We start from the raw sequence: 17,551 nt of genomic DNA, 5'->3' as shown, positions 1-17,551 counted from the left end.
CCATGTTACCTAATTGACCCGCTCGTCCGGCACCACCCCCCGGCGAGCGGTCGGGCGCGCTACTACCTCCCTCGTAGACTGCGTCCTCGTGGTGCTCGGCTCCCCCTCCCCCGCGGCGACGACGGACGGCGACGCAGCCGCGGCCGTCGAGGTCCGCGACCTGCGCAAGACCTTCGGCGCCGGGCCCGCCGTCCTGGCCGGGCTGTCCTTCACCGCCGCGCACGGCCGGGTCACCGCGGTGCTGGGCCCCAACGGGGCCGGCAAGACGACCACCGTCGCGATCTGCGAGGGGTTGCAGCGCGCCGACTCCGGCACGGTCCGGGTGCTGGGCCTGGACCCCGTCCACGACGCCGCCGCCCTGCGGCCCCGCGTGGGCGTCATGCTGCAGGACGGGGGGCTGCCCACCGGGGTCTCGGCCCACGAGGCCCTCGCGCACGTGGCCGCCCTGCACACCGACCCCCTCGACCTGCGGGCCCTGTCCGAGCGGCTGGGCCTGACGTCCTTCGCCCGCACCCGGGTGCGCCGCCTGTCCGGCGGGCAGCGGCAACGGCTGGCGATGGCCTGCGCGCTGGTGGGCCGCCCCGAGCTGGTCTTCCTCGACGAGCCCAGCGCGGGCCTGGACCCGCAGGCGCGCCTCGCGGTCTGGGACGTGGTGCGCCAGGTGCGGGCGGCCGGGGTCGCGGTCGTGCTGACCACCCACCTCATGGAGGAGGCCGAACGCCTCGCCGACGACGTCGTCGTCGTCGACCACGGCCGCGTCGTGGCGACCGGCACCCCCGCGGAGCTGACCTCGGGGCCGGCCGCGCTGACCTTCCGCTCCCGGCCGGGCCTGCCCACGCGGGACCTGGCGCGCGCCCTGCCCGTCGGCGCCGACGTCGACGAGGTCGAGACGGGCCGCTACGCCGTCACCGGCGTCGAGGTCGACCCGCGCGTGGTGGCGACCGTCACGAGCTGGTGCGCCTCGCACGACGTCCTGGCCGAAGGCATCGGCCCGGTCCGCAAGACCCTCGAGGACGTGTTCCTCGACCTGACCGGGAGGACCCTGCGGTGAGCACGTCCCTGACCAGGCCCGCGGACGGGCTCGACTTCACCCCCGGCGGGGCCTCGGCCCCCTTCGCCCGGCGCGTGCTGCGCCAGGCCCGCTTCGAGGCCACCATCGCGCTGCGCAACGGTGAGCAGCTGCTGCTGACGCTGCTGCTGCCGGCCCTCGTCCTCGTCGGCGTGACCCGCGTGACCTCCCTGGACCTCGGGTCCGGGGACCGCCCGGCGCTGGCCCTGGGCGGGGTCCTCGCCCTCGCGGTCGTCTCGACGGCCTTCACGGGCCAGGCCATCGGTACCGGTTTCGACCGCCGCAACGGGGTCCTGCGGTTGCTGGCGACCTCGCCGCTGGGGCGCGGCGGGTTGCTGGCCGGCAAGGTCCTGGCCGTCCTGGCCCTCGTCGTCGTGCAGGTCGTCGTGCTCGGCGCCCTGGCCGCGGCGCTGGGCTGGTCGCCGTCGGGCCGGCTGGTCCTGGCGGTGCCCGCCGTGCTGCTCGGCGTCGCGGCCTTCACCGCGCTGGGCCTGCTGCTGGCCGGGACCGTGCGGGCCGAGGGGACGCTGGCCGTCGCCAACTTCGCGTGGGTGCTGCTGCTCGCCGGGGGCGGGCTCGTCCTGCCCTCGCCCCTGTCCCCCGTCACCGACCTGCTGCCGTCCGGCGCGCTCGGCACCGCGGTCCGCGAGGCCCTGGGGGCCGGGACGCTCGCCGCCGGCCCGCTCGTGGTGCTGGCCGTCTGGGCGATCGCCGGCAGCCTCGCCTGCGCGCGGTGGTTCCGCTGGGAGTGAGCTCACCGGCGCTCGGGCGGGTGTCGTGCCGGCCCCGAGCGCGTTCGTCGCGGTCGACGCCGCGCTGACCGGACGTCGGCGCACCCCCACCACGAGCGGCGGTGCAGGAGCGCCGCCGGAGCGGCACGTCCCGGCCCGCTGCGTCGCGGTGGACGGGGTGCGGCGCACCACGTGCGCGGTGCGCCGCGTCTCCGGGCGGCGCGCCGGTGCGCGTCCGGGTGCCCCACCGTCACGACGGGCGGGGCCAGCGTCGCGGCTGGGGCCGACCAGGTCAGAACGGCCAGGGGATCCGCACGAACGGGTCGAGGGCCACCGCCACCGACAGCAGCGTCAGGTACGTGATCGACCCGTGGAAGACGCCCATGGGCGAGATGCGGCGCAGCTGCTCCAGCGTGCCCGCGTCCCGGCCACCGGTCTCCCGCTCGAAGCGCGAGGCGCGCCGGTGCAGGCCGATCGTCTGCCCCAGGAAGGCCAGGCCGAGGGCGAGGGCGGCGACGCCGTAGAGGACCCCCGCGCCGCCGAGCGGCACGAGGAGCAGGGAGCACAGGACCATCGCCACCGTGTAGGCGACGACCTGGCGGGAGACGGTCGTCGGCGTGGCCACCACCGGGAGCATGGGCACACCCGCGTTGGCGTAGTCCTCGCGGTAGCGCACCGACAGCGGCCAGTAGTGCGGCGGGGTCCACAGGAAGATGACCCCGAACAGGACGAAGGGCGCCCAGCTCAGCGAGCCCGTCACGGCCGTCCAGCCGATGAGCACCTGCATGCAGCCGGCGACGCCGCCCCAGACGATGTTCTGGGAGGTGCGGCGCTTGAGCAGCAGCGTGTAGCCGACGACGTAGAGCAGGATCGCCGCGACGGCCAGGGCCGCCGACAGCACGTTGACGAAGGCCACGAACAGCGCGGTCGAGGTCAGGCCCAGCACGGCGGCGAACGCGAGGGCCTGGCGCGGGCTCACCGCACCGGTGACCAGCGGCCGGTTCTCGGTGCGCTTCATCAGCGCGTCGATGTCGCGGTCGAAGTAGCAGTTCAGCGTGTTGGCGCAGCCGGCGGCCAGCGCCCCGCCGACGAAGGTCGTCAGCACCAGCCGGCCCGACGGCAGACCGCCCGCCGCGAAGAGCATCACCGGGATCGTCGTGATGAGCAGGAGCTCGACGATGCGCGGCTTGGTCAGGGCGAGGTACGCCGCGGCCCGGGGGAAGCGCGGGGGGCGCCCACCGCGGCGCCGGCCCAGCAGGCTGGTCCGGGAGTGCGCGGGGGCGTCGGAGAGACGCGGGTCGGCGACGGTCACAGTGTCCTCAGGGCGAGGCGGCAACGGGCAGCCTCGAGCTTACGCCTCTGCTACGCGCTGTCGTACCCGGGAGGGCGTCGCGGGCGCGTCGGCGCCACCGCGGCCTCACCCCCGCGGGGGTGCACCCCTGCCCAGCTGCGGCCCACCCGCGTGCGAGTAGGCTCCTCGCAGGCGACGCGCCCCACACCGCCGCGAGCGACGGCCACGGAGCGTCACCACACAGAACGCCTCGGACGCCGGACCGGAACACCACGGTCCCGGCCGCGACGGAAGACGACAGAGCGGACCAACGGCCGGTCCCCACCGCCATCCGGGCGCTGGGCGGTCAGCTGGTTCGCACGGGAGGAGACACGTGAGCCAGCCCCTCGAGTGGAGCGAACTCGACACGAAGGCGGTCGACACCGTCCGCGTCCTGGCCATGGACGCCGTGCAGCGCGCCGGCAACGGGCACCCGGGTACCGCGATGAGCCTGGCCCCGGTGGCCTACCTGCTGTTCCAGAAGATGCTGCGGCAGGACCCGGCCGACCCGGACTGGGTCGGCCGCGACCGGTTCGTGCTCTCCTGCGGGCACTCCAGCCTCACGCTCTACGTCCAGTTGTACCTGGCCGGCTACGGCCTGGAGCTGGACGACCTGAAGGCCCTGCGCAAGTGGGGCTCGAAGACCCCGGGCCACCCCGAGCACGGGCACACCGCCGGCGTGGAGATGACCACCGGTCCCCTGGGCCAGGGCCTGTCCTCGGCCGTCGGGATGGCCATGGCCGCCCGCCGCGAGCGCGGCCTGTTCGACCCCGAGGCCGCCCCCGGCACGAGCCCGTTCGACCACCACGTCTACGTGCTGGCCTCCGACGGCGACATCGAGGAGGGCGTCACCTCCGAGGCCTCGGCCATCGCCGGCGTCCAGGAGCTGGGCAACCTCGTCGTCATCTACGACCAGAACCACATCTCCATCGAGGACGACACCGCGATCGCCCTCGGGGAGGACACGGCCAAGCGCTACGAGTCCTACGGCTGGCACGTCCAGACGATCGACTGGACCAACGGCGGCGAGGGCGAGTACACCGAGGACGTCGCCGGGCTGCACGCCGCGCTCGAGGCCGCCAAGGCCGAGACGTCCAAGCCGTCGATCATCGTGCTGCGCACGATCATCGCCTACCCGGCGCCGAACGCCCAGAACACCGGCAAGTCGCACGGCTCGGCCCTCGGCGAGGACGAGGTCAAGGCCACCAAGGAGCTGCTCGGGTTCGACCCCGAGGCCGAGTTCGCCGTGGCCGACGACGTCCTCGCCCACACCCGCGCCCTGCGCGATCGCGCCAAGGACGAGCACGCCGCGTGGCAGCAGGAGTTCGACGCCTGGCGCGCCGGCGCCGGTGAGCGCGCCGAGCTGTTCGACCGGATGCGCACCCGCACCCTGCCCGCCGGCTGGGAGCAGGCACTGCCGGTCTTCGAGGCCGGCACCTCCATCGCCTCCCGCAAGGCGTCCGGTGAGGTCCTCAACGCCCTCGCCTCGACCCTGCCGGAGCTGTGGGGCGGCTCGGCCGACCTGGCCGAGTCGAACCTGACGTCGATGAAGGGCGAGCCGAGCTTCCTGCCGGAGAGCCGCACGACGAAGACGTGGGAGGGCAACCTCTACGGCCGCACCCTGCACTTCGGGATCCGCGAGCACGCCATGGGCGCCATCCTCAACGGGATCGCGCTGCACGGCGGCACCCGCCCCTACGGCGGCACGTTCCTCGTCTTCAGCGACTACATGCGCCCGGCGGTCCGCCTCGCGGCGATCATGCAGCTGCCGGTGACGTACGTGTGGACGCACGACTCCATCGGTCTGGGCGAGGACGGCCCGACGCACCAGCCCATCGAGCACCTCGCCGCGCTGCGCGCCATCCCGGGCCTGGACGTCGTCCGGCCCGGTGACGCCAACGAGACGGCGTGGGCGTGGCGCACGATCCTCGGGCACACCGACCGCCCGGCCGGTCTGGCGCTCTCGCGCCAGAACCTGCCGACGTTCGACCGCTCGCAGGACGGCTGGGGCGACGCCTCCGGCGTGGCCAAGGGCGCGTACACCCTGGTGGAGAGCTCGGCCGCCACCCCGCAGGTCATCCTCATCGGCACCGGCTCCGAGGTCCAGGTCGCCGTCGCGGCCCGCGAGAAGCTCGAGGCCGAGGGCGTCCCCACCCGCGTGGTCTCGATGCCGTGCCGGGAGTGGTTCTCCCAGCAGGACCAGGCCTACCGCGACACCGTCCTGCTGCCGCAGGTCAAGGCCCGCGTCTCGGTCGAGGCCGCCCTGGCCTTCGGCTGGGAGGGCATCGTCGGTGACGCCGGCCGCTCGGTCTCGATCGAGCACTACGGCGCGTCGGCCGACTACCAGGACCTGTACCGCGAGTTCGGCCTGACCGACACCGCGGTCGTGACCGCTGCGAAGGAATCCCTCGCCGGTCTGCAGTGAGCACCACCCCGGGGGCCCGCACCGGCGGGCCCCCGGGACCTCGTGCGGGCGCCGTCCCGGCGCCCACCACCCCGTGGACGAAGGAACGGAGCAATCCCGTGAGCGACACCACCAGCACCCCCACCAGCACCAGCCCCACCCTCGAGGCCCTGCACCAGCACGGCGTCTCGGTCTGGCTCGACGACCTCTCCCGCGAGCTGACCGACGGCGGGGAGCTGCAGCGCCTCGTCGACCTCGGCGTCCTGGGCGTCACGTCCAACCCGACGATCTTCGCGACGGCGCTGTCCAAGGGCGACCGCTACACCGAGCAGGTCTCCGAGCTCGTCGCCGCCGGCGCCGACACCGAGAAGGCCGTCTTCGAGATCACCACCGAGGACGTCCGCCGCGCCTGCGACGTCCTCAAGCCGGTCTTCGACCGCACCGACGGCCTCGACGGCCGCGTCTCCCTCGAGGTCGACCCCCGCATGGCGCGCGACACCGCCGCCACCGAGGGGTCCGCCCGCACGCTGTGGAAGGCCGTGGGCCGGGAGAACCTCTACATCAAGATCCCCGCCACGGTCGAGGGCCTGGCCGCCATCACCACCGCGCTGTCGGAAGGCATCAGCGTCAACGTCACGCTGATCTTCTCCCTGGACCGCTACCGCGCGGTGATGCAGGCCTTCCTCACCGGCCTCGAGCAGGCCAAGGTCAACGGCCACGACCTCTCCACGATCGAGTCCGTGGCGTCGTTCTTCGTCTCCCGCGTCGACACCGAGATCGACAAGCGGCTCGACGAGATCGGCACGGAGGAGGCGAAGGGCCTGCGCTCCCAGGCGGGCCTGGCCAACGCGCGCCTGGCCTACCAGGCCTACGAGGAGGTCTTCTCGACCCCGCGCTGGCAGGTCCTCAAGGAGGCCGGCGCCCGTCCACAGCGTCCGCTGTGGGCCTCCACCGGGGTCAAGGACCCGAACCTGCCCGACACCCTCTACGTCACCGAGCTCGTGGCGCCGAACACCGTGAACACCATGCCCGGCAAGACGCTCGACGCGACCGTCGACCACGCCGAGGTGAGCGGTGACACCGTCCGCGGCTCCTACGGCGAGGCCCAGAAGGTCCTCGACGACCTCGAGCGCCTGGGCATCTCCTACACCGAGGTCGTCGACCTGCTCGAGACCGAGGGCGTGGACAAGTTCGAGAAGAGCTGGACCGAGCTGCTGCAGACCGTCACCGACGAGCTGGAGCGCGTGAAGACGCAGGCAGACGCCCGGTGAGCCCCACGCGGGTGACGCACGCGGTGAACCCGCTGCGCGATCCGCGGGACCGCAGGCTCCCCCGGATCGCCGGTCCCTGCGGCATGGTGATGTTCGGCGTGACCGGTGACCTGGCGCGCAAGAAGCTCATGCCGGCGATCTACGACCTGTCGAACCGGGGGCTGCTGCCCCCGGGGTTCGCCCTCACCGGGTTCGCCCGGCGCGACTGGGTCGACCAGGACTTCGGCAAGATCGTCTACGACTCGGTCCGCCAGCACGCCCGGACCCCGTTCCGCGAGTCCGTGTGGGCCCAGCTGGCCGAGGGGTTCCGCTTCGTGCCCGGGGAGTTCGACGACGACGAGGCGTTCGACCAGCTCGCCGCGACGGTCGCCGACCTGGACCGGGTGCGCGGCACCGGCGGGAACCACGCGTTCTACATGTCGATCCCGCCGCGGTTCTTCCCCGTCGTGGCCAAGCAGCTGGCGCGCAGCGGGTTGAGCGCCCAGCACGGCGACCAGTGGCGCCGCGTCGTCATCGAGAAGCCGTTCGGGCACGACCTGGCCTCGGCGCGCGAGCTGAACGCCGTGGTCGAGGACGTCTTCCCCCCGGACTCGGTGTTCCGCATCGACCACTACCTGGGCAAGGAGACGGTCCAGAACATCCTGGCGCTGCGCTTCGCGAACCAGATGTTCGAGCCGCTGTGGAACGCCAACCACGTCGACCACGTGCAGATCACCATGGCCGAGGACATCGGCATCGGCGGCCGTGCGGGGTACTACGACGGCATCGGCGCGGCGCGCGACGTCATCCAGAACCACCTCCTGCAGCTGCTGGCCCTGACGGCCATGGAGGAACCGGTCTCCTTCGAGGCGGCCGACCTGCGCGCCGAGAAGGCCAAGGTGCTCTCGGCCGTGCGGCCGTTGAAGGACCTGGCCCGCTCGACGGCCCGCGGGCAGTACGCCTCGGGCTGGCAGGGCTCGGAGTTCGTCAAGGGCTACCTCGACGAGGACGGCATCGACCCGGCCTCGAGGACCGAGACGTTCGCCGCCGTCGAGCTGGAGATCGACACCCGCCGCTGGGCGGGTGTGCCGTTCTACCTGCGGGCGGGCAAGCGCCTGGGCCGGCGCGTGACCGAGATCGCCGTCGTCTTCAAGCGGGCGCCGCACCTGCCGTTCGAGCGGACCGCGACCGAGGAGCTGGGCCAGAACGCGCTGGTCGTGCGGGTCCAGCCGGACGAGGGCATCACCATGCGGTTCGGGTCGAAGGTCCCGGGCACCGCGATGGAGGTGCGGGACGTGACGATGGACTTCGGCTACGGGCACGCCTTCACCGAGTCCAGCCCCGAGGCGTACGAGCGGCTCATCCTCGACGTCCTGCTCGGGGACCCCCCGCTGTTCCCGCGGCACGAGGAGGTCGAGCTGTCCTGGAAGATCCTGGACCCGATCACCTCGTTCTGGGCCAAGAACAGCCGGCCCGAGCCGTACCCGTCGGGCACGTGGGGGCCGCCGTCGGCGGACGCCATGCTCGAGCGGACCGGCCGGCAGTGGCGGCGACCGTGACGCGCACCGAGGAGGTCTCACGATGATCATCGACCTGCCCAGCACGTCGACGAGCGCCATCAACAAGGCGCTCATCGACCTGCGCGACTCCGGCGGGGCCGTGGCCCTCGGCCGGGTCCTGACGCTCGTCGTCGTCACCGACGACGCCCACGCCGAGGACGCCATCTCCGCGGCCAACGAGGCCAGCCGCGAGCACCCGTGCCGGGTGCTCGTCCTCGCCCGCGGCACCAAGCGCGGGGCGGCCCGCCTGGACGCGCAGATCCGGGTCGGCGGGGACGCCGGGGCCAGCGAGGTCATCGTGCTGCGCGCGTACGGCCCGCTCGTCGAGCACGGTGAGACGACCATCGTCTCCCTGCTGCTGCCGGACGCGCCGATCGTGGCCTACTGGCCCGGCGCGGCCCCCGAGGACCTGCGCACCGACCCCATCGGCCGCATCGCGCAGCGCCGGATCACCGACTCCGCGGAGTCGCGCGACCCGGCGAAGGCCCTGGCGGCGCGGCGGGCCACCTACCGCGAGGGTGACACCGACCTCGCGTGGACCCGCCTGACGAACTGGCGCGCGCTGCTCGCGGCCGCGCTGGACCAGCCGCCCTACGAGCCGGTCACGTCCATCACGGTCGCCGGCGCTCCGGACAGCCCGAGCACCGAGCTGCTCGCCGCCTGGCTCGCCGCCAAGCTCAAGGCGCCCGTCGTGCGGGCCCGGACCCGTCGCGGCACCGGCGTCCAGAGCGTCCGGCTCGAACGCCGGTCCGGCGCGGTGGAGCTGATCCGCCCCGACGCGACGGTCGCCACGCTGACCCAGCCGGGTCAGCCGGACCGACGGCTCTCCCTGGCCCGCCGGCAGGTGAAGGACTGCCTGACCGAGGAGCTGCGGCGCCTGGACCCCGACGAGGTCTACGGCGAGGTGCTGCGCGACGGCCTGCCGCAGGTGAGCAGGAAGGTCATGTCCGCCCGCGACGCCGAGCACGCCGGGAAGCTGTCCGGCAGCCGGGGGGCGGCGGCGCGCCAGGCCGCCGCCGAGGCCGCCTCGGCGGTGGTCTCGGAGCAGATGAAGGGGGCCCCGCCGGAGCAGGAACGTTCCGACGGCACCTCCCCCGTCGCGGGTGAGGCCCCGGAGTCGCAGACCCCGCAGGTCCGGTCCACCCAGAAGCGGGCGGCCGCCGCGACGAAGACGGCCGCCCAGAAGACGACCGGGCAGAAGACCACTGCGAAGAAGACCACCGCGAAGAAGACGACGGCCGCCAAGACCGCGAAGAAGACGGCACGGACGACGACGAGGCGCGCGGCGGTGGACCGGTGAGCCGTCAGGCCGTCTCCGTCGTCCGGTACGGCTCTGCCGAGCTGCTGGCCGCGGCCACCGCCGACCGGCTCCTCACCGCGCTGGCCGACGCACAGGCGGCGCGGGGGGTGGCGCACCTGTCCCTGACGGGCGGCACGATCGGCGGCAAGACGCTGGCGGCGGTCGCCGGCGCGGCCGGTCGGGACGCCGTGGACTGGCGCCGGGTGCACTTCTGGTGGTCCGACGAGCGGTTCCTGCCGACGGGCGACCCGGAGCGCAACGCCACGCAGGCCCAGGACGCCCTGCTGGACGCGCTGGACCTCGACGTGTCCACCGTGCACTACCCCCCGGCCACGGACGGCCCCGACGGGGACGACCTCGACGCGGCCGCCGCCCGCTACGCCGCCGAGCTGCTGCAGTTCGGCGACGGGGCGGAGGTCCCTGCGTTCGACGTCCTGCTGCTGGGGATGGGGCCCGACGGGCACGTCGCCTCCCTCTTCCCGGGCCACCCCGGGCTGGCGCGTGACGAGTCCAGCGTCGTCGGGATCCGGGAGTCCCCCAAGCCGCCGCCGCTGCGGGTCTCGTTCACCTTCGGGGCCATCGCACGGGCCCGGCAGGTGTGGCTCGTCGCCGCCGGCGCCGAGAAGGCCGCCGCCGTCGCCCGCGGCGTCGCCGCCGGCGAGGTCTCCGAGACCCCGGCCGCCGGCGTGTTCGGCACCGAGCGGACGCTGTGGCTCGTCGACGAGGCTGCTGCCGCCGACCTCTGAGCCCGGTCCGGCACGGACGAAGGCCCCCCGCACGGTGTGCGGGGGGCCTTCGTCGTCCGTGGAGCGGGCGGGATCAGCGGATGAGGCCGCGCGCTCGCAGCGAGTCCAGGGCCTCGTTGAGGATGGCCTCGCCGTCGGCGTCGGAGCGGCGCTCCTTCACGTACGCGAGGTGCGTCTTGTAGGGCTCGTTCTTCGGCGGGGCCGGCGGGTTGCTCCGGTCCGTGCCGGCGGGGAACCCGCAGCGCGGGCAGTCCCACGTCTCCGGCGGCTCGACCCCGGACTCCTCGGCGAAGCTGGGCTTCGTCTCGTGCCCGTTCGCGCACCAGTAGGAGATGCGGATCCTCGGCGCGGTGTCGCCGCGCTCCGCCTCGCCCATGGGGCCGGCGCCGACCCTGCTGCCCCGGATGGCGTTGCCACCTGCCACGTCGGTCGTCTCCTCAGAACTCGTTGGTGAAGCGCTCGACCAGGCCGAGCAGCACGACGGTCGCGAACCAGACGCAACCGACCGTGATCGTGAACCGGTTGAGGTTCCGCTCGGCCATGCTCGACCCGGACAGGCTCGTCGTGACGCCACCGCCGAACATGTCCGACAGGCCACCCCCCTTGCCCTTGTGCAGCAGGATGAGCAGGGTCAGGAAGAGGCTGGAGATCGCGAGGATCACCTGCAGCACGATGCGGAGGACGCTCACGCCGCTCAGCCTAGGCCATCACGGGCCGTCCTCAGGCCGGGTGATCGCGGAAGCGCACGATCGCGGCGAAGTCGCCCGCGTCCGTGCTGGCGCCCCCGACGAGGGCCCCGTCGACGTCCGGCTGCTTCATGATCGAGGCGATGTTGGCGGGCTTCACGCTGCCGCCGTAGAGGATCCGCACCGCGTCGGCCGTCGTCTGGTCGAACTGCTCGGCCACGGCCGAACGCAGCGCGGCGCACACCTCCTGGGCGTCCTCGGGCGTGGCGACCTCGCCGGTCCCGATGGCCCACACCGGCTCGTAGGCGAGCACGAGCCCGGCGACCTGCTCGGCCGTCAGGCCGGTGAGGGCCTGCACGACCTGCCCGACGGTGTGCTCGACGTGCTGCTCCGCCTTGCGGACCTCCAGCGGCTCCCCCACGCAGACGACGGGGACGAGCCCGCCGGCCAGGGCCTTCGCCGTCTTCGCCCGCACCACCGCGTCGTCCTCGCCGTGGTGCTGGCGGCGCTCGGAGTGCCCGACGGCCACGTAGGTGACGCCGAGCTTGCTGAGCTGGGCCGCGGACACCTCACCGGTGTGGGCACCCGCGTCGTGCTCGGAGACGTCCTGCGCGCCGAGGCGGATCGACAGCTTGTCGCCGTCGATGAGCGTCTGCACGGTGCGCAGGCTCGTGTGCGAGGGCAGGACGGCCACCTCGACGGCGGAGTAGTCGTGCTTGGCGTCCTTCAGGGTCCAGTCCAGCTTCTGCACCAGCAGGGTGCCCTGCTGGTGGTCCAGGACCATCTTCCAGTTGCCGGCGATGAGCGGGGTGCGGGGCATCGGTACGCCTTCCAGCGGGGTGTGTGGGCGGGGTCGCGGGGTCAGTCGAGGACGTCGAGGCCGGGCAGCTGCCTGCCCTCGAGGTACTCCAGGCTCGCCCCACCACCGGTGGAGATGTGCCCAAACTGCTCGTCGGCGAAGCCGAGGGTGCGCACGGCCGCCGCCGAGTCGCCGCCGCCGACGACGCTGAACGCGCCGGAGGAGTCCTTCGCCTCGACGAGGGCCTGCGCCACGGCGCGGGTGCCGCCGGCGTAGGGCTCCATCTCGAACACGCCCATGGGGCCGTTCCAGAACACCGTGCGGGCGTCGGCCAGGGCCGCGGCGAAGGCCCGCGCGGACTCGGGGCCGATGTCGAGACCGAGCCGGTCGGCCGGGATGGCGTCGGCGGGGACGACCTGCGGGTCGGCGTCGGCGGCGAACGCCGTCGCGGCCACGACGTCGGTGGGCAGGACGAGCTGGACGCCCTTGTCGCGCGCGGTGTCCAGGTAGCCGCGGACCCGGTCGAGCTGGTCGGCCTCCAGCAGGCTCCTGCCGACCTCGCGGCCCGTCGCGGCGAGGAAGGTGAAGACCATCCCGCCACCGACGAGCAGGCGGTCCCCCGACGTCAGCAGCGAGCCGAGGAGGTTGTCGATGACCCCGAGCTTGTCGGAGACCTTCGAGCCGCCCAGGACGACGGCGTAGGGCCGCTCCGGGTCGGTGGTCAGGCGCTGCAGCACCTCGACCTCGGTCGCCACGAGACCACCGGCGGCGTGCGGCAGCCGCAGCGCGACGTCGTAGACGCTGGCGTGCTTGCGGTGCACGGCGCCGAACCCGTCCGAGACGTACGCGTCGGCCAGGGCGGCGAGCTCGTCGGCGAACGCGCCGCGCTCGTCGGCGTCCTTGCTCGTCTCACCGGCGTTGAACCGGATGTTCTCCAGCAGCAGGAGCTGGCCCTCGCGCAGGGCGGCCACGGCGGCGGTGGCCTCCTCGCCGACGGTCACCGGGCAGAAGGCGACGTCGACGCCCTCCAGCAGCTCGGCGAGGCGGGCGTGCACGGGGGCCAGGGAGTACTTCGCCTCCGGCGCCCCCTTCGGGCGGCCGAGGTGGGCCGTCACGACGACGCGGGCCCCGGCGTCCAGCAGGCGCCGCAGGGTGGGCACGGAGGCGCGGATGCGGCCGTCGTCGGTGATGACGGGCTGCTCGCCGGAGTGGTCCAGCGGCACGTTGAGGTCGCTGCGGACGAGGACCCGCTGGCCGGCGAGGCCGCCGAGCTGGGCCTCGAGGTCGTCGATGGTCTTCATGGACGTTCCCTTCTGCTGCTGCCCGGCCTGCTGGTGCGGCCCGGGGTCCGGACGGACGACGGCCCGGGCACTGCGCGTGCGCGAGTGCCCGGGCCGGAACGTGTCAGAGGCTCAGAGCGAGGAGCCCACGAGCGTGACGAGGTCGACGAGGCGGTTGGAGTAACCCCACTCGTTGTCGTACCAGCCGACGACCTTGACCTGGTTGCCGTTGACCTTCGTCAGGCCGGAGTCGTAGATGCAGGACGCCGGGTCGGTCACGATGTCGGAGGAGACCAACGGCTCGTCCGAGTACACGAGGTAGCCCTTGAGCGGACCGTCGGCCGCGGCCTTGTAGGCGGCGTCGACCTCCTCGGCGGTGACCTCGCGGCCCAGGGTGACCGTGAGGTCGGTCGCCGAGCCGGTCGGGACCGGCACGCGCAGCGCGTAGCCGTCGAGCTTGCCCTTGAGCGTCGGCAGGACCAGGCCGATGGCCTTGGCGGCCCCCGTCGAGGTCGGGACGATGTTGAGGGCGGCGGCGCGGGCGCGGCGCAGGTCCTTGTGCGGGCCGTCCTGCAGGTTCTGGTCCGCGGTGTAGGCGTGGACCGTGGTCATGAGGCCGCGCTCGATGCCGAAGGCGTCGTCGAGGACCTTGGCCAGCGGGGCCAGGCAGTTGGTGGTGCAGGACGCGTTCGAGATGAGCGAGTGCTTCGAGGCGTCGTAGTCGGAGTCGTTGACGCCCATGACGACGGTGACGTCGTTGTTGGTGGCGGGCGCGGAGATGACGACCTTCTTGGCGCCGGCGGCCAGGTGGGCCTTCGCCTTCTCGCCGTCGGTGAAGAAGCCGGTGGACTCCACGACGACGTCGACGCCCAGGTCGCCCCAGCCGAGGTTGGCGGGGTCGCGGTCGGCGAGGACCTTGACGCTGGTGGAACCGACGACGATCGAGTCGCCCTCGACGCGGACGTCCTCGGACAGCTTGCCGAGGATCGAGTCGTGCTTGAGCAGGTGCGCCAGCGCCTTGGCGTCGGTGAGGTCGTTGACCGCCACGATCTCGACGTCCGCCCCCTGCGCGAGTGCGGCGCGGAAGAAGTTGCGGCCGATGCGGCCGAATCCGTTGATCCCGACCCGAGTGGTCATGCGCTCTCCATCCCTTGACGCACCCCGTGACCGGGCGGGCCGGGTGCGTCTCGTGCGTCCCGTACGTGATGAGTGCTGGTGCCGTCCCCCGCCGAGGGCCGGGGAACACCTGCCGCGGGCCCCGCGGCGTCGCCCCGACCTTATGGCCTGCGTCACGTCCGCGCGGACCCGGGGGGTCCGTGCCCGCGCGGGGGCCGGGTTCAGGCGTCCAGCATGTCCGCCGTGAGACCGGACTCGGTGCCGGGCAGGCCCAGCTCGATCGCCTTCTTGTCGGCCATCCCGAGCAGCCGCCGGATGCGGCCGGCGATGGCGTCCTTCGTCATGGGCGGGTCGGCGAGCTGGCCGAGCTCCTCCAGGCTGGCCTGCTTGTGCTCCAGCCGGAGCCGGCCGGCCTGCAGCAGGTGGTCGGGGATGTCGTCGCCGAGCAGTTCCAGGGCGCGCTCGACGCGGGCGCCCGCGGCGACCGCGGCCCGGGCCGAGCGGCGCAGGTTGGCGTCGTCGAAGTTGGCGAGGCGGTTGGCCGTGGCCCGCACCTCCCGGCGCATCCGCCGTTCCTCCCACGTCATCATCGCGTCGTGCGCGCCCAGGCGCGTCAGCAGCGCCGAGATGGCGTCCCCGTCGCGCAGGACGACCCGGTCGACCCCGCGCACCTCGCGGGCCTTGGCCGACAGGTCCAGGCGCCGCGCCGCCCCGACGAGCGCGAGCGCCGCCTCCGGGCCCGGGCAGGTGACCTCCAGGGCGGCGGAGCGGCCGGGTTCGGTGAGGGAGCCGCGGGCCAGGAACGCACCGCGCCAGGCGGCCTCGGCGATCTGGGTGGAGCTGGAGACGATGTGCGAGGGCAGCCCGCGCACGGGACGGCCGCGGCCGTCGAGCAGGCCGGTCTGGCGGGCCAGGGACTCCCCGTCGCGGGCCACCCGCAGGACGTACCGGGTCGCGCGGCGCAGTCCGCCGGCCTGCACAACGAGCAGGTCGCTGGGGTGGCCGAACACGTCGGCGATGTCGCGCCGCAGCCGCCGGGCGATGGAGGCGGAGTCGAGCTCGGCCTCGATGACGATGCGCCCGGACACGATGTGCAGGCCGCCGGCGAAGCGCAGCATCACCGACACCTCGGCCTTGCGGGCCGCCGTCGTCGTCACCGGCAACCGGCTCAGCTCGTCCTTGACCGCCGCCGTCATCGCCATGGCGCGTCCTCCCGGGGGTTCCTCGTCGGCTGTGCGTGTGCTGGTCCGTCGGCTCGTCCGCGTGCCGGCTCCTCGCCGCGCGTCCTCACGGTCCGGCCGCGAAGACGTCACGGTAGGCCGCCGCGAGCCGCAGCGCGTCGTGCCGGGGGGTGCCGTCGCCGACGGACATGGTGCGCAGCAGCAGCTGCGCGCCCAGGGAGTCGGCCACCGCGCGCAGGGCACCGACGTCGGTGACGGCGACCGGGTCGGCGAGGACGGCGTCCACCCGCAGGCCGGGCGCGTGAGCGGCGAGCACCTCCAGGTGGGCCTCGGCGCTGAAGCCGTCGGTCTCCCCCGGTTGGACGGCGAGGTTGAGGGTGACGCAGGTCCGCGCGGAGGTCCGCGTCAGGGCCTGGGCGAGCCCGGGGACCATGAGGTGCGGCAGGACGCTGGTGAACCAGGACCCGGGGCCGAGCACGACCCAGTCGGCGGTCGTGACCGCCTCGACCACCTCGGGCCGCACGGGCGGGTCCGGGGGGAGGAGCCGGACGGCGCCGACGCGTCCGGTGGTGGAGGCGACGGCGACCTGGCCGCGCACCTCGGTGGTCTCCTCGGGAGCCCCCGGGACGAGGCCGAGGACGTCGGCCACGATGTCGAGGGGGACGGCGGCCATGGGCAGGACCCGGCCGCGGGCGCCGAGGAGGCGGCCGACCCAGTCCAGGCCGGCGACCTCGTCGCCGAGCAGCTCCCACAGCGTGGCGATGAGCAGGTTGCCGGTGGCGTGCTGGTGCAGGGACCCCTCGCTGGTGAAGCGGTGCTGCAGCACGTCGCGCCACGTCCGGCCCCACTCGGAGTCGTCGCACAGGGCGGACAGGGCCATCCGCAGGTCCCCGGGGGGCAGACCGCCGAGCTCGCGGCGCAACCGGCCCGAGGAGCCGCCGTCGTCGGCGACGGTGACGACGGCGGTGAGCCGGTCGGTGAGGTGGCGCAGCGCGGACAGGGACGCGGACAGGCCGTGGCCGCCGCCGAGGGCGACGACGGCCGGGCTCGTCGGGGGGACCGGCGCGGTGGCGGGCCCGACCGTGGGGACGAGACCGGTGGGGAAGCTCGTCGAGGAGGGGTGGTGCGACTCCGGTGGCGTGCTCACTCACGCCCCAGGTCGCGGTGGAGGACGCGGACGGGCACGCCGTCGCGGCGCAGCCGGGCGCCGAGCTCCTCGGCCATGGCCACCGAGCGGTGCTTGCCGCCGGTGCAGCCGATGGCGATCGTCGCGTACCGCTTGTTCTCGCGCCGGTAGCCGTCGAAGACGGGGGACAGCGCGGACTCGTAGCCGTCCAGGAACGGGGTGGCGCCCTGGGCGGCCAGGACGAAGCGGGACACCGGTTCGTCCTGGCCGGTGAGGGGGCGCAGGTCCGGTTCCCAGTGCGGGTTGGGGATGAAGCGGACGTCGGCGACGTGCTCGGCGTCGGCCGGGGTGCCGTACTTGAAGCCGAAGCTCATGACGGTGACGCGCAGGTCCTCGGCGCGGTCGGCCTCGAAGAGGGAGGCGACGAGGGACCCGAGCTGGTGGACGTTGAAGGAGCTGGAGTCGACGACGACGTCGGCGCGGGCGCGCAGCTCGCCGGTGAGGACGCGTTCGCGGGCGATGCCGTCCACGATGCGGTCCTCGCCCTGCAGGGGGTGGGGGCGCCGGACCGACTCGAAGCGGCGGACGAGGACCTCGTCGGTGGCGTCGAGGAACAGCACGCGCGGGGAGACGTGCCGGGTGTCGAGCGAGGCGAGGGCGCCGGTGAGCTCGGCGAAGAAGCTGCGGCCGCGGACGTCGACGACGACGGCCAGGCGCGGGATGGCCTGCCCCGCCCGGGCCGCGAGCTGGGCCAGGGGTTCGAGCATCTGCGGGGGCAGGTTGTCGACGACGTACCAGCCCAGGTCCTCCAGGGCCTTGCCCGTCGTGGAGCGCCCCGCCCCCGACATCCCGGTGATGATGAGCAGCTCGGGCCGTCGCGGCCGTGCTGGCCCCGCCCCCGTGGCCTCCACCGTCTCCTGCACGCGCTCATCCTGTCATCCCGGGCGTGTCGGCGACGACGGGGTCAGGACTCG

General features: G+C 73.9%; 16 protein-coding genes. 7 read left to right on the top strand and 9 right to left on the bottom strand.

The window, feature by feature from the left end:
• Window positions 1–91: 91 nt before the first annotated feature.
• Both AB2L28_RS12525 and AB2L28_RS12520 read left to right on the top strand, forming a co-directional pair.
• On the top strand, window positions 92–1,051 hold the full coding sequence (locus tag AB2L28_RS12525; protein WP_370719447.1) for an ABC transporter ATP-binding protein: 960 nt from the start codon (window positions 92–94) through the stop codon (window positions 1,049–1,051).
• On the top strand, window positions 1,048–1,821 hold the full coding sequence (locus AB2L28_RS12520; protein WP_370719258.1) for an ABC transporter permease: 774 nt from the start codon (window positions 1,048–1,050) through the stop codon (window positions 1,819–1,821). The genes AB2L28_RS12525 and AB2L28_RS12520 overlap by 4 nt, the downstream gene beginning before the upstream one ends.
• A 271-nt stretch (window positions 1,822–2,092) precedes the next feature.
• Here the strand turns inward: AB2L28_RS12520 and AB2L28_RS12515 are convergent, their stop codons facing one another.
• Window positions 2,093–3,112 carry a heme o synthase gene (locus tag AB2L28_RS12515; RefSeq protein WP_370719256.1) on the bottom strand — a complete coding sequence of 340 codons (1,020 nt, stop codon included), beginning with the start codon at window positions 3,110–3,112 and terminating at the stop codon, window positions 2,093–2,095.
• 352 nt (window positions 3,113–3,464) lie between these two features.
• Between AB2L28_RS12515 and tkt the strand changes: the two genes are divergently transcribed.
• The 5 genes from tkt (at window position 3,465) to pgl (ending at window position 10,389) form a co-directional block, all read left to right on the top strand.
• Window positions 3,465–5,555, top strand: a complete 2,091-nt coding sequence (gene tkt / locus AB2L28_RS12510) for a transketolase (protein WP_370719254.1) — start codon at window positions 3,465–3,467, stop codon at window positions 5,553–5,555.
• Window positions 5,556–5,653: 98 nt separating this feature from the next.
• Entirely contained in the window at window positions 5,654–6,805 is a 1,152-nt protein-coding gene (gene tal / locus AB2L28_RS12505) for a transaldolase (RefSeq protein WP_370719252.1), read from the top strand.
• The gene (gene zwf / locus AB2L28_RS12500) at window positions 6,802–8,343 is read left to right on the top strand and encodes a glucose-6-phosphate dehydrogenase (protein ID WP_370719250.1); all 1,542 of its coding nucleotides are present in this window, start codon (window positions 6,802–6,804) and stop codon (window positions 8,341–8,343) included. The genes tal and zwf overlap by 4 nt, the downstream gene beginning before the upstream one ends.
• Window positions 8,344–8,365: 22 nt before the next feature.
• Entirely contained in the window at window positions 8,366–9,643 is a 1,278-nt protein-coding gene (opcA, locus tag AB2L28_RS12495) for a glucose-6-phosphate dehydrogenase assembly protein OpcA (protein WP_370719248.1), read from the top strand.
• The gene (pgl, locus tag AB2L28_RS12490; protein ID WP_370719246.1) at window positions 9,640–10,389 is read left to right on the top strand and encodes a 6-phosphogluconolactonase; all 750 of its coding nucleotides are present in this window, start codon (window positions 9,640–9,642) and stop codon (window positions 10,387–10,389) included. Before opcA ends, pgl begins: the two co-directional genes overlap by 4 nt.
• Window positions 10,390–10,462: 73 nt before the next feature.
• On the opposite strand, the gene AB2L28_RS12485 is transcribed toward pgl, so the two are convergent.
• From AB2L28_RS12485 to rapZ, 8 genes are all read right to left on the bottom strand, one after another.
• Complete coding sequence (locus tag AB2L28_RS12485) at window positions 10,463–10,813, bottom strand: RNA polymerase-binding protein RbpA (protein ID WP_366173646.1); 351 nt, start codon at window positions 10,811–10,813, stop codon at window positions 10,463–10,465.
• A gap of 13 nt (window positions 10,814–10,826) precedes the next feature.
• Window positions 10,827–11,078, bottom strand: a complete 252-nt coding sequence (gene secG, locus AB2L28_RS12480; RefSeq protein WP_370719244.1) for a preprotein translocase subunit SecG — start codon at window positions 11,076–11,078, stop codon at window positions 10,827–10,829.
• 31 nt (window positions 11,079–11,109) lie between these two features.
• Window positions 11,110–11,895 (bottom strand): triose-phosphate isomerase, encoded by a 786-nt coding sequence (gene tpiA, locus AB2L28_RS12475; protein ID WP_370719242.1) that lies wholly within the window; start codon window positions 11,893–11,895, stop codon window positions 11,110–11,112.
• A gap of 41 nt (window positions 11,896–11,936) precedes the next feature.
• Window positions 11,937–13,175, bottom strand: coding sequence for a phosphoglycerate kinase (locus tag AB2L28_RS12470; RefSeq protein ID WP_370719240.1), 1,239 nt, complete (start codon window positions 13,173–13,175; stop codon window positions 11,937–11,939).
• Window positions 13,176–13,286: 111 nt separating this feature from the next.
• A complete protein-coding gene (gene gap / locus AB2L28_RS12465) occupies window positions 13,287–14,291 on the bottom strand; it encodes a type I glyceraldehyde-3-phosphate dehydrogenase (RefSeq protein ID WP_370719238.1) in 1,005 nt (334 codons plus the stop codon).
• A gap of 200 nt (window positions 14,292–14,491) precedes the next feature.
• On the bottom strand, window positions 14,492–15,472 hold the full coding sequence (gene whiA, locus AB2L28_RS12460) for a DNA-binding protein WhiA (RefSeq protein ID WP_370719236.1): 981 nt from the start codon (window positions 15,470–15,472) through the stop codon (window positions 14,492–14,494).
• 85 nt (window positions 15,473–15,557) lie between these two features.
• Complete coding sequence (locus AB2L28_RS12455) at window positions 15,558–16,598, bottom strand: gluconeogenesis factor YvcK family protein (RefSeq protein ID WP_370719234.1); 1,041 nt, start codon at window positions 16,596–16,598, stop codon at window positions 15,558–15,560.
• Window positions 16,595–17,500, bottom strand: coding sequence for an RNase adapter RapZ (gene rapZ / locus AB2L28_RS12450; protein ID WP_370719232.1), 906 nt, complete (start codon window positions 17,498–17,500; stop codon window positions 16,595–16,597). Before rapZ ends, AB2L28_RS12455 begins: the two co-directional genes overlap by 4 nt.
• Between the last annotated feature and the right edge of the window lie 51 nt (window positions 17,501–17,551).

It is taken from the genome of Kineococcus mangrovi, assembly GCF_041320705.1.
Classification (GTDB): Bacteria; Actinomycetota; Actinomycetes; order Actinomycetales; family Kineococcaceae; genus Kineococcus; species Kineococcus mangrovi.
Note: the sequence above shows the minus strand (reverse complement) of the source record. Positions and strands in the feature narration are given on the sequence as shown.